A 12,186-nucleotide genomic window follows, 5' to 3' on the forward strand; every position below is an offset into this window, starting at 1 on the left:
GTACGGTCTCGTGGGCTCGGAGATGTGTATAAGAGACAGCCCGGGTGGATGCGCACCGGGTGGTCCGGGTGGTCCGGGTGCCGTGCCCCCGCCCCCGCCGCCGGTGAACGGTGCGGCCCCGCAGGGTGCCCCCGTACCGCCGCCTCCGCCGCCTGCAGGGGCTCCGGCTCCGGCCCCCACCGGGGCGGTTCGCCCGGCGCGGTGAGCGGGTCTTGACGAAGACGCCCTCCGGCTTTGGTCGGGGGGCGTTTTTGCTTTGGGGGGGGATGGGGCGTGGCCTTCGACTTCGCTCAGGCTGAACGGAGGTTGGTACTGGAACCCCGTTCAGCCTGAGCGAAGTCGAAGGCCAAGGGAATCCGACAACCAAAAGGAACCTTCGCCCCTTTGACCCTTTAGCACCCCATGCGCTGGCTTCGATCGCTCGACATTCCGGCCGAATGGCTGTGGCTCCAAAACGGAACGATCATTGCGGTCGCGATCCTGATCGCGGTGCTGGTCCATGCCGTGGCCATGCGGATCGCGGGCCATGCCGCCCGGCGGACCGCCAGCCAGAGCGACGACCTGGTCCTGGAGCATATCCGTCAACCGCTGCGCTGGGTGGCGATCGCCATCGCGGTCAGCTTCGCGATGCGCCTCGTGCCCATGACGAGCGACGGGCGTGAGATATGGCGGCAGGCGCTAGGCTTCTGCGTGCCGGCACTCCTCGGCTGGCTGGCGGTGGCGGCGCTGCGGGCGTTGCAAGGTGTGGTCTATCTTCGCGCCGATATCAGCGTCGAGGACAATCTCCGCGCCCGGCGCAAGCGGACGCGGGCACAGATATTGGGGCGGATCGGCATCTTCCTGATCGTGTTCCTGACCGTTTGCCTGATGCTGCTCAGCGTGCCGGGCATCCGCACCATCGGCGTCACCCTGATGGCGTCGGCGGGTATTGCAGGATTGGTCGTCGGCGCCGCCGCGCAGCCCGCGCTCAAGAATCTGATCGCGGGCGTGCAGATGGCCTTTACCGAGCCGATCCGCCTCGACGACGTAGTCATCATCGACAATGAATGGGGTCGGATCGAGCAGATCCATTTGACCTTCGTCGTGGTGCGCATCTGGGACGAGCGGCGGCTGGTCGTGCCGGTCGCCAAGTTCCTGGAGAACAGTTTCCAGAACTGGACGCGCGAGACCAGCCAGTTGCTGGGATCGGTCTTCTGGTATCTCGATCCGGCGGCGGACATTCCCCGCTTGCGCGCGAAAATGGGCGAACTGGTCGAGGCGAGCACGCGCTGGGACCGGCGGTTCTTCAACATGCAGGTGACGGATGTGAAACCGGATTCGATCGAGGTTCGCGGTCTGATGACGGCACGCGATGCGGCGATCGCGTTCGACCTGCGCTGCGAAATTCGCGAGGGGCTGCTGGAGTATATCTGGCGGGAGATGCCTGAGGCGCTGCCCCGGCGCCGGTTGGAGCATCATTCCAACATTCCTCCCCTGCAAGGGGAGGGGGACCAGCCGCAGGCTGGTGGAGGGGTGTCGCCTTCTCGATAGCAGGACACCCCTCCGACGCGCTATGCGCGCCACCTCCCCTTACAGGGGAGGAATTTTATGACGCCGCCGCCTCGATCGCCTTCGCTTCCTCTTTCACTCCGTCTCCGCGCAGCGCGGCGAGGAACAGCTCGCACCACCAGAACACGTCTTCGCGCCGGACATTGTCGATCAGGCTCTCCCAGCGCCGGACGCGCTCGCCGCGTGGCATGGTCAGCGCCTGGACGATCGCGTCGGACATTTCCTCGGCGCTATAGGGGTTGATGAGGACCGCGTCCTTCAACTGCTCGGCGGCCCCGGCAAAGCGCGACAGGATCAGCACGCCGGGATCCTCCGGGTCCTGCGCCGCGACATATTCCTTGGCGACCAGGTTCATCCCGTCGCGCAAGGGCGTCACCAGCCCGATCCGCGCGGCGCGGTAGATGCCGGCGAGCACCGGCCGCGGAAAGCCCTTGTTGACGTAGCGGATCGGCACCCAGTCGATATCGGCATATTCGCCGTTGATCCGCCCCGACAGCGCGTCGAGATTGGCGCGGATCTCCTGATAGGTGTTCACCTTCTCACGACTGGGCGGTGCGATCTGGAGCATATAGACCAGCGCTCGCCGCTCCGGATTCTGCGCCAGGAATCGTTCGTAACCCAGAAAGCGCTCGGCCAACCCCTTGGAATAGTCCAGCCGGTCGACGCCGACGATCAGGCTGCGGCCCGTCGCCGACATATACATGCGTTCGCGCGCGAAGCGGGCGTCATGGCCGTTCGCCGCTTCCTCGAACTCCTTGGTCTCGATGCCGATCGGCGCGCGGATCGCCTGAATGGTCTTGCCGTTCCACGTTACCGCGCCATTTTCGCCCAGCGTGCCACCCAGCTCCTTGGTCACATAGTCGCAGAAGCTGTCCAGCCAGTCCTCGGTATGGAAACCCACCACGTCATAGGCGAAGAGCGACTCCACCAGCTTGCGATGGCTGGGCAGCGACATCAGCAGCCGCACCGGCGGCCAGGGGATGTGGAGGAAGAAGCCGATCCGGTTCTTGAACCCCCGTTTGCGCAGGTCGCGGCCCAGCGGGATCAGGTGATAGTCGTGGACCCAGACCAGATCGTCGGGTTCGATCAGCGGCTGCACCGTATCGGCGAACCGTTCGTTGACGCGGGCATAGCCGGAATCGAAATCCCGCTCGAACTCGGTCAGGTCGATGCGATAGTGGAAGAGCGGCCACAGCGTCCGGTTGGCATAGCCGTTATAATATTCGTCGATATCCTGCTCTTCCAGGTCGATGGTCGCGGTGGTGACGCCGCCGCCCTGCTGGAAGTTGATATGGCCGCTGAACTCCTCGGTGGTCTCCCCCGACCAGCCGAACCAGATACCGCCCTGTTCGCGCAGGGCGGCGAGAAGTGCGACCGCCAGCCCGCCCTGATTTCCGCCCGGCCCGGTGGTGGGCGGCTGGACCCGGTTCGAGATGACGATCAGGCGACTCATCGCACGGCACTCCATGGTTTACTCAGCAGGACGGCGCAGTTGATCAGGCCGACCAGCGAATAGGTTTGCGGATAATTCCCCCACAGCTCGCCCGTATTCGGGTCGATATCCTCGGACAGAAGCCCGGCGGGGGTGCAGCGCGCCACCATCTCCTCGAACAGCGCGCGGGCGTCGGCATGACGGCCCGTCACATATAACGCTTCAATCAGCCAGAAGGTGCAAACGTTGAACGCGGTATGGGGCAAGCCGAAGTCGTCCTCGGTCGCATAGCGCAGCATATGGCTGCCCCGGCGCAGGCCCTTTTCCACCGCGTCGAGCGTCGAGCGGAAGCGGGGATCGTCGGGCGACAGGAAACGCAGATCGAGCAGCTGGATGATGCTTGCGTCCAGATCGTCGCCGCCGAAGGTCGCCGACATGCGCTGGGTCTCGGGACGCCACGCCGCCTGCTCGATCGTCTCGCGCATCAGGTCGGCGCGCTCCTGCCAGAAGGTGCGGCGCTCCTCCAGCCCCAGCGCCTGCGCGGCATTGGCGAGCCGGTCGCACGCGGCCCAGCACATGGCGGCGGAATAGGTGTGGACATGGCTCTTGGTGCGCAGCTCCCACAGGCCCGCATCGGGCTGGTCGTACTTTGCCCAGGCGCGCTCGCCGACGCGCTCCAGCGAGTGGAAATCCTCGACGCCCGACATGCGGAACAGGCGGGTGTCGAAAAAGGCCTGCACATCGGACAGCACGATCTGGCCATAAGCGTCGTGCTGGATCTGCTCATAGGCCTGGTTGCCGACACGCACCGGGCCCATGGCGCGGTAGCCGGGGAGCTTGGTCTCGATCCGCTCGACCAGGGTCGCCTCGCCACCGACGCCGTAGAGCGGCTGGATATGCCCGCCGCGCGCGGCGTCGACGATGTTGCGGAGATATTCGAGATACCCCTCCAACACGTCGAGCGCACCCAGCCGGTTGAGCGCCTGCACCGTGTAATAGGCGTCGCGAATCCAGCAGTAGCGATAGTCCCAGTTGCGCCCCGAATCGGCATGTTCGGGCAAAGAGGTGGTGAGCGCGGCGACGATCGCGCCGGTTTCTTCGTGCTGGCACAGCTTCAGGGTGATGGCGGCGCGGATGACGACCGCCTGCCATTCTACCGGCGTGGCGAGCCCACGCACCCAGTGATGCCATTCATGCGTGGTGCGCTCCAGCATCGCGCGGCTGGCCTCGCTCAGCACGCCCTGGAAACTCTCATCCGGCCCCAGGAACATGTGGATCGGGCGCTCGAGCCGGAACCACTGCTCGGCGGCGATATGGCCGACCGGCGCGTCGGTGGTCAGGCGCAGCGTCTGCTGCGTCATCAGATAGCGGATATGGTTGGAGCCTTGCGTCCGCTCGGTCGGATTGCCCCAGTCGGTCGCGACGCGCAGCGCGATGCGAATGCGGGGCGAGCCGATCGGCCGGACGATCCGCACATAGCTGGTCGGGCGATAGACACGGCCATCACGCGAGAAGCGGGGGCAGAAATCGGTGATCTCGATACCGTTGCCGCGATCGTCCATATGCGTGGTGACGAGGATCGGCGTGTTGCGCAGATAGCCTTGCGTGGTCGAGACCCGGTCCTCCAGGTCGATCGCCCAATAACCCGTCTCCGGCGCGCCATCGCCCAGCAGCGCGCAAAAGGCCGGGTCGCCATCGACGCGCGGCACGCAGCCCCAGACGAAGCGCCCGGTCGAATCGACCAGCGCCGAAACTTGGCAATTGCCGATCGGCCAGAGATTCAGGTCCTGTTGGATCATTCGGCATTCTCCAGCGCTTGGGCGAGCCATTCATGGACGGCGGCGACATCGGGCAGGCGGTAGCGCGCGGCGGTTTCGCGCATCGGGCCGACCAGCACGCCGGCCCCGCCGAGCGCGGCGGCGGCGGCGAAGCCGTCCTCGTCGGTCACGTCGTCGCCGAAGAAGATCGGGATGGTGCCACGCATGGCGGGGCTTTCCATCAGCGTCTCGATCGCCTGGCCCTTATCGCCAGGCAGGCGGATCTCGACCATCATCTTGCCGGGTTGCAGCGTCAGCCCGTGGCGTTCGGCGATGGCGGTGGCTTCGCGCAGGGCTAGCGGTTCGGCCTGCGGGTTGCGGCGATAGTGAAGGCCGGCGCCGAAGCTCTTGGTCTCGAAATACAGATCGTTGGCTTCTGCCACGGCGCGCATTTCGTCGGTCGCGGTGGCGAGATGGTCTGGCTTGTCCGGCTGGACATGGCCGTCCTCGGGAGAGCGGCGTTCGGCGCCATGGCTGCCCGCCAGCGTGAAATGCTGGGCCTGCGGGCCGAACAGCGCGTCGAGCTGCGCGATCGAGCGGCCGCTGACGATGGCGAGGCGGCCGGGCATGTGCACGGCCAATGCGTCCAGCCGGTCGGCGAGTTCGCGGCTGACATATACGCCCTCCGGATTGTCGGCGAGGTCGACCAGCGTGCCGTCGAAGTCGAGGAACAGGCTGTCCGTGGCGGACAGGCGGGGCGGGGGCGGGGCGAGGTCGGCCAGCATGGGCGAAAGCATAGCGGATGCAGACATGCCGAGTGAACCCATCCCCGCCGCTCGCGTTCCGCTGCGCTGCCGAAATGATTACGGAAGGGGGGCCGAGGAGGCTGTGACGGAGCGGCTCGGCACACCCCCTCCCGCAGGCGAGTTTTAGGTCGGTCATGCCCCCGGCATGACCTAAACGATGCGGGGCATCGTTTACCTGAAACTGGGGATGGGGGGAGGACCCTTTCCATGGGCTGTATCGCTTGTGGCTTTCCCTCCCCCAACCCCTCCCGCTTGCGGGAGGGGAGAAGAAGGGGCTGCCAGTGCGGATTGATTCCGGCGCTCAGCGCTTGGCGCACCCCCTCCCGCAGGCGGGAGGGGGATGGGGGGAGGGGACTCTCCGCAAGCTGGATCGCCTGAGGCTTGTCCCTCCCCTAGCCCCTCCCGCTTGCGGGAGGGAAGTAAGAAGACGGCGCTGCCATGAGCGAACCGAAAACAAAAAAGGGCCGGCGATCGCTCGCCAGCCCCTCTTTTCCGAACCGTGAAACCGGGCCTCAGTAAACCCGCTTCTTCGGCTTGATATACTCAATATCGTCGGTCAGCGTGTAGTCGTGCACCGGGCGATAGTCGATGGCGACCCCGCCGCCCTGGCCGCCCCAGCCGTCGAAGGTCGCGACGGTGTGCTTCATCCAGTTGGCATCGTCGCGATCGGGGAAGTCCTCGTTCACATGCGCGCCGCGGCTTTCCTTGCGGTTCAGCGCCGATTCCATCGTCACGACGGCCTGGCTGATGAGGTTGTCCAGCTCCAGCGTCTCGACCAGATCGGTGTTCCAGATGAGCGAACGATCCCTGATGCCGATGTCCTTCATCCGGTCATAGGTGGCACGGATCATCTGGCGGCCTTCGGTCAGCAGCTCGTCGGTGCGGAACACGGCGCAGTGGCGCTGCATCGTCTTCTGCATCTCGCTGCGCACCGACGCGGTGGTCGAGCTGCCGGCGGCATTGCGGAAGTGATCCAGGCGACCCAGGGCCAGCTCTTCCGAGCCCTTGGGCAGCGGCGCGTGCGGCGTGCCGGGCTTCAGCGTGTCCTTGATGCGCAGGCCGGCCGCACGGCCGAACACGACAAGGTCGATCAGCGAGTTGGAGCCGAGGCGGTTGGCACCATGGACCGACACGCAGGCCGCTTCGCCGACCGCGAACAGGCCGGAGACGACCGAATCCGGGTTGCCGTCCTTCAGGCGGACGACCTCGCCATGATAGTTCGTCGGAATGCCGCCCATGTTGTAATGGACGGTCGGCGTGACGGGCAGCGGCTGGCGGGTCAGGTCGACACCGGCGAAAATCTTGCCGGTCTCGGTGATGCCGGGCAGGCGCTCGGCCAGGACCTTCGGGTCGATATGGTCGAGATGGAGGTAGATATGATCCCCCTCCTTGCCGACGCCGCGCCCTTCGCGGATCTCCATCGCCATCGAACGCGACACGACGTCGCGGCTGGCGAGATCCTTGGCCGACGGCGCGTAACGCTCCATGAAGCGCTCGCCCTCGGAGTTGGTGAGGTAGCCGCCTTCGCCGCGCGCACCCTCGGTGATGAGGACGCCAGCACCATAGATGCCGGTCGGGTGGAACTGCACGAACTCCATGTCCTGGAGCGGCAGGCCCGCACGCAGCACCATGCCGCCGCCGTCACCCGTGCAGGTGTGCGCCGAGGTGGCCGAGAAATAGCAGCGGCCATAGCCGCCGGTCGCCAGCACGACATTGTGCGCGCGGAAACGGTGGATCGAGCCGTCTTCCATGCACAGCGCGATCACGCCACGGCAATTGCCCTGATCGTCCATGATCAGGTCGAGCGCGAAATATTCGATGAAGAAGTCCGCGTCATATTTCAGCGACTGCTGGTACAGCGCGTGCAGCATGGCGTGGCCGGTGCGGTCGGCGGCGGCGCAGGTCCGCTGCGCGGGCGGGCCTTCGCCCATATTCTGCATCATGCCGCCGAAGGGGCGCTGATAGATCTTGCCCTCTTCGGTGCGGCTGAACGGCACGCCTGCGTGCTCCAGCTCGTACACGGCGGCGGGCGCCTCGCGGCACAGATATTCGATCGCGTCCTGGTCGCCCAGCCAGTCCGACCCCTTGACGGTGTCGTACATGTGCCAGGTCCAGTGGTCCGGGCCCATATTGCCCAGCGAGGCGGCGATGCCGCCCTGCGCGGCGACCGTGTGGCTGCGCGTCGGGAACACCTTGGTGATGCAGGCGGTCTTCAGACCGGCTTCTGCGATGCCCATGGTCGCGCGCAGGCCCGAGCCGCCCGCACCCACGACGACCGCGTCATAGGTATGGTCGATGATCTTGTAAGCGGCAGCGGACATTATGCAGCGGCTCCGAAAGCGATCTTGAGGATCGAGAAGATGGCGATGGCGGCGATCGTGAAGACGAACAGGTTCATCACGACCAGCAGCGCGACGCGGTTCTGGTCCTGCTCATAATCCTCGATCACGACCTGCAGCCCCAGGCGCATGTGATAGAAGATCGATGCGACCAGCAGCACCATGGGGATGGCGGCCCAGGGATTGGCCAGCCACAGATGCATCGCCGCATAGTCGAAGCTGGGCTGGCGCAGGATCGAGATCAGCAGCCAGGCGACCAGCAGGAAGTTGGATCCGGCGGTCAGGCGCTGGTTCAGCCAGTGATGGGTGCCCGACTTGGCCGAGCCCAGGCCGCGCACGCGGCCGATCGCGGTTCCCGAACGCATCACTTGATCCCCAGATAGAGCCAGAACGCCACCGTCATCACGACGGCGAAGATCATGGTGGCCTGCGCCTGCAGCTTGTTCGACTTCAGCTCGAACCCGGCGCCCACGTCCATGAACAGGTGGCGGATGCCGTTGGCCATGTGCTGGAACAGACAGGCGGTCAGGCCGATGCCGACGACATAGCCGATGATGTTGAGCCGGCCCGACTGGACGGTGAAGACGTCGCGGAAGGTCGCATAGCTTTCCGGGCCCCCGGCGATGGCAGCCAGGAACCAGACGAGAAGCGCCGCACCCACGGTCGCCATGCCAGTGCCGGTGGCACGATGCAGGATGGAGACCAGCATGTTGGGGCCCCATTTCCAGATCTGGAGGTGTGGGGAGAGCGGGCGTGCGGTGTTGCGGGCGGCCAAGGGCAAATCCTCGAACAGTCTAAAGTCAGGCTGGTTTGCGGATACGCCTATGGTGAAGACGCCGTCAGGATGCAAGTCGCGAGGCGAGATTGATTGCATCGGCCGGGCCGGTCGCCGCCATGGGACGGGATGGGCCATTCGCACGCTTCGCCGTTGGCATAACCCGCTTTTAACCCTTTTTGCGCAAGGTCGTGACGAATGTTTCCACGCGTTTGAAACGGGGAGCCTGCGTGCCCAATTCCGACTTCAAGTCCGACCTGCCCCCGCCCACGGTCATCACCGCCGCGATCGACCTCGACGCGCGGATCCGGGCCTTTGACGGCGGCGACGGCTCGCTGATCCGGGTGGCCGCCGAATTATGGCCGGTGATCGAGCCCAGGGCGCATGAGGTCATCGACGCCTATTGGGACCATTGGCGCAAGTCCAATCCCGGACAGCCCGAATGGACCCCGCTCGACCAGGAGCGGCGCCGGGCCGCGGGCAATGCCTATCTGCGCAATCGCTTCTGCAACCTGTCGGGGCGCGACTGGGTCGAGTCGCTGGGCCGCTCGGTCGCCTCTGCCTTTGCCGGTGGGGTCAAGCCCATGGACGCGCTGGCCATGTCCTGCGCCAGCGACCGGGCCGCGCTCAGGATCCTGGTGGAGGACATGTCCGCCGACGATCCGCGTCGCGCGGCGGCGATCGATGCGCTGATGCGCCTGTTCGGCATGGAAACCGAGCTCACCGTCGAACTGTTCTCGGGCTATGAGAATTGGTGTGCCGGTCGTGAGCGCGAACGGCTGGCCGGGGATTTCCGCAACGGCATCGTCACGGTGGTCGAGAATGCCTCGGTCGAGGGACAGGATCTGCGGCGTCAGGCGCAGGATGCCTCGCTGTCGACTCGCGGGATGCTGGGCAAGTCGAGCGAGGTCGCGGCCGCCGCCGAGCAGTCCGCGGTCGCCATGCGCGAGGCGGCGCAGACCGCCGCCGGGCTGATCCGCGCGATCGAGGATGCGCGGGCCGAGGTCGACCAGGCCGCCGATGTCGCCAACCGCGCCGCCGACCAGGCGGGCCAGGCGGTCGGCATGTCCGAAATGCTGTCGGACCATGCCAAGTCGATCGAATCGATCCTGGGGCTGATCCGCGACATTGCGGGGCAGACCAATCTCCTGGCGCTGAACGCCACGATCGAGGCCGCTCGCGCCGGCGATGCGGGCCGGGGCTTCGCGGTCGTCGCGCAGGAGGTGAAGAGCCTCGCCAGCCAGACCGCCCGCGCCACCGACGATATCGCGACCAAGATCGCCGCCATCCAGGCTGCGACCCGCTCCACGGTGGAGACCAACGCCTCGATCAAGGCGACGGTCAACGAACTCCAGGCCTCGGCCGAGCATATCCGCCACGCCATGGAGGCGCAGGCGCAGACGGTGACCGCGATCACCGCTGCCGTCGACGAAACCGCGCTGGCCGCCGATTCGATGTCGCATACCATCGCCGCGATCCGCCAGGATACCGAGCATGTCGCGCAGGAGATCGACCGGGTCGGGCGCGGCTTCGACCATCTGGACACGCGCCTGGGCGACCTGAAGACCAGCGCCACCCAATTCGTGGCGCGGGTTGCCGCCTGATCCCCGCCGTGCCGGTTGACGCCTCGGCGATCGACCGGCACGGACAGGGACATGACGACGATATTGGTAACGGGCAGCAGCCGAGGCATCGGCGCGGCTATCGCATCGACCCTGGGCGAGATGCCCGGCACGCGGGTCCTGGGCCATGCTACGCGCAGCGGGATCGCTGCCGACCTGTCGAAGGATGGGGCGCCCGCGCAGCTCTGGGCCGCCGCGCTCGCTGAAGCGGGCGGCGCGATCGACGTGCTGGTCAACAATGCCGGGATTTTCGAGGCGAGCCCGCTCGACGCCGACGACTGGTCGGACAGCTGGGCGCGGACCATGCAGGTCAACCTGACCGCCTCGGCAGAGCTGTGCCGCCTGGCCGTGCTGCACTGGCAGGAACGGGGCGTCGGCGGACGGATCGTCAATATCGCCAGCCGCGCGGCCTATCGCGGCGACTCGCCCGCCCATTGGCATTATGCCGCGTCCAAGGGCGGCATGGTCGCGATGACCAAGACCATCGCGCGGGGCTATGCCGCGCAGGGCATCTTGGCCTTCGCCGTCTGCCCCGGCTTCACCATGACCGGCATGGCCGAGGATTATCTGGCCAGCCGGGGCGGCGACAAGCTGCTCGCCGACATTCCGCTCGGCCGCGTGGCCTCGCCGGAAGAGGTCGCCGCGACCGTCCGTTTCCTCTGCACCGACGCGCCCGCTTCGATGACCGGCGCGGTCCTGGACGTGAACGGAGCCAGCTATGTCCGCTGACAGCTGGAAGCTGACCCTGCCCTGCACCCGCGACGAGGCCGAGGCGATCGACGCGGCCGACGATCTGGCGATCGAGGCGGTCATCATGACCACCGAGGAGGTGGAGGACGACCGCGAGCATTGGCGGCTCGACGCCTATTTCGAGGCGGAGCCCGATGCTGCCACCATCGCAGCCGTCCGTGCGCTGGTGCCGAGTGCGGGCGACCATCCTGCCACGGTCGAGCATGTGCCGGCGCAGGACTGGGTGACGATGAGCCAGGCTGGACTTGAACCGCTCTCGGTCGGGCGGTTCTTCGTCCATACCGGCGACGAGGCGGTGCCGGAGGGTCTGCGGGGCTTCCATATCCCGGCGGGGCGCGCGTTCGGCACCGGGCATCACGAAACGACGAGCGGCTGCCTCGCCATGCTGGACGGTATGGCGGACGAGACGGTCGCGAATGCGATCGACGTGGGCACCGGCACCGGCCTGCTCGCCTTCGCCGCACGGCACCTCTGGCCCGAGGCGAAGGTGGTCGCGACCGATATCGACCCCATCGCGATCGACGTGACGGCCGAGAATGCCACGATCAACGGCGTCGACGGGGTGGAGCTGATCGTCGCCGACGGCGCGCTCGCCGATCCGATCATGGCGGGGGCGCCCTATGATCTGGTCATCGCCAATATCCTGGCCGGGCCGCTGATCTCGATGGCGCCCGAACTGGCGGCGATTGCGGGACCGGCGGCGACGTTGGTGCTGGCGGGTCTGCTGGAGACTCAGCGGGCGGATGTGGTCGCTGCCTATGCGGCGTGCGGCTGTTCGCTGGAGGCGGTCGACCGGCGCGGCGACTGGAGCGTGTTGCGGCTGCGCGCTGGGCGGGAGCGGTTCTTGCCGAGCGGGCCGTTCGATCCCAAGGGGCGGGATGGCTGGGCTTTGGATATCTGACTGTCTTTCTCCCCTCCCGCAGGCGGGAGGGGTTGGGGGAGGGCAAGGCCACAGGCGATGGTCTCGGTGAGACTCCGAGCCCTCCCCCCAACCCCCTCCCGCCTGCGGGAGGGGGAGCGCATGCGGCGATTGAATCCCTCTTCTTCTCCCCTCCCGCAGACGAGTTTCAGGTCGGTCATGCCCCCGGCATGATCTAAACGATGCTGGGCATCGTTTACCTGAAACTGGGCTGGGGGAGGGAAGGCGACACGCCATG

At 66.6% G+C, this 12,186-nt stretch carries 10 protein-coding genes; 4 read left to right on the forward strand and 6 right to left on the reverse strand.

Annotation, left to right across the window (positions count from 1 at the left end):
* The first annotated feature begins 402 nt into the window (after positions 1–402).
* Positions 403–1,530 (forward strand): mechanosensitive ion channel domain-containing protein, encoded by a 1,128-nt coding sequence (locus QZ546_RS09065; protein WP_294236329.1) that lies wholly within the window; start codon positions 403–405, stop codon positions 1,528–1,530.
* Positions 1,531–1,585: 55 nt separating this feature from the next.
* On the opposite strand, the gene QZ546_RS09070 is transcribed toward QZ546_RS09065, so the two are convergent.
* The 6 genes from QZ546_RS09070 to sdhC form a co-directional block, all read right to left on the reverse strand.
* Complete coding sequence (locus tag QZ546_RS09070; protein WP_294236331.1) at positions 1,586–3,001, reverse strand: trehalose-6-phosphate synthase; 1,416 nt, start codon at positions 2,999–3,001, stop codon at positions 1,586–1,588.
* Positions 2,998–4,779: a glycoside hydrolase family 15 protein gene (locus tag QZ546_RS09075; protein WP_294236333.1), complete on the reverse strand. Its 1,782-nt coding sequence runs from the start codon at positions 4,777–4,779 to the stop codon at positions 2,998–3,000. The genes QZ546_RS09070 and QZ546_RS09075 overlap by 4 nt, the downstream gene beginning before the upstream one ends.
* Positions 4,776–5,549, reverse strand: a complete 774-nt coding sequence (otsB, locus tag QZ546_RS09080; protein ID WP_294236335.1) for a trehalose-phosphatase — start codon at positions 5,547–5,549, stop codon at positions 4,776–4,778. Before otsB ends, QZ546_RS09075 begins: the two co-directional genes overlap by 4 nt.
* A 506-nt stretch (positions 5,550–6,055) precedes the next feature.
* Entirely contained in the window at positions 6,056–7,864 is a 1,809-nt protein-coding gene (sdhA, locus tag QZ546_RS09085) for a succinate dehydrogenase flavoprotein subunit (RefSeq protein ID WP_294236337.1), read from the reverse strand.
* A complete protein-coding gene (sdhD, locus tag QZ546_RS09090) occupies positions 7,864–8,247 on the reverse strand; it encodes a succinate dehydrogenase, hydrophobic membrane anchor protein (protein ID WP_294236339.1) in 384 nt (127 codons plus the stop codon). Before sdhD ends, sdhA begins: the two co-directional genes overlap by 1 nt.
* The gene (gene sdhC / locus QZ546_RS09095) at positions 8,247–8,657 is read right to left on the reverse strand and encodes a succinate dehydrogenase, cytochrome b556 subunit (protein WP_294236341.1); all 411 of its coding nucleotides are present in this window, start codon (positions 8,655–8,657) and stop codon (positions 8,247–8,249) included. Before sdhC ends, sdhD begins: the two co-directional genes overlap by 1 nt.
* 230 nt (positions 8,658–8,887) lie before the next feature.
* Between sdhC and QZ546_RS09100 the strand changes: the two genes are divergently transcribed.
* The 3 genes from QZ546_RS09100 to QZ546_RS09110 are packed head-to-tail and all read left to right on the forward strand — an operon-like array spanning position 8,888 to position 11,930.
* Positions 8,888–10,261: a methyl-accepting chemotaxis protein gene (locus tag QZ546_RS09100; protein ID WP_294236344.1), complete on the forward strand. Its 1,374-nt coding sequence runs from the start codon at positions 8,888–8,890 to the stop codon at positions 10,259–10,261.
* Between the two features lie 51 nt (positions 10,262–10,312).
* The gene (locus QZ546_RS09105; RefSeq protein WP_294236346.1) at positions 10,313–11,008 is read left to right on the forward strand and encodes an SDR family NAD(P)-dependent oxidoreductase; all 696 of its coding nucleotides are present in this window, start codon (positions 10,313–10,315) and stop codon (positions 11,006–11,008) included.
* Positions 10,998–11,930, forward strand: coding sequence for a 50S ribosomal protein L11 methyltransferase (locus tag QZ546_RS09110; RefSeq protein ID WP_294236348.1), 933 nt, complete (start codon positions 10,998–11,000; stop codon positions 11,928–11,930). Before QZ546_RS09105 ends, QZ546_RS09110 begins: the two co-directional genes overlap by 11 nt.
* Positions 11,931–12,186: the final 256 nt, after the last annotated feature.

The sequence above is a fragment of the uncultured Sphingomonas sp. genome, assembly GCF_913062585.1.
Taxonomy (GTDB): domain Bacteria; phylum Pseudomonadota; class Alphaproteobacteria; order Sphingomonadales; family Sphingomonadaceae; genus Sphingomonas.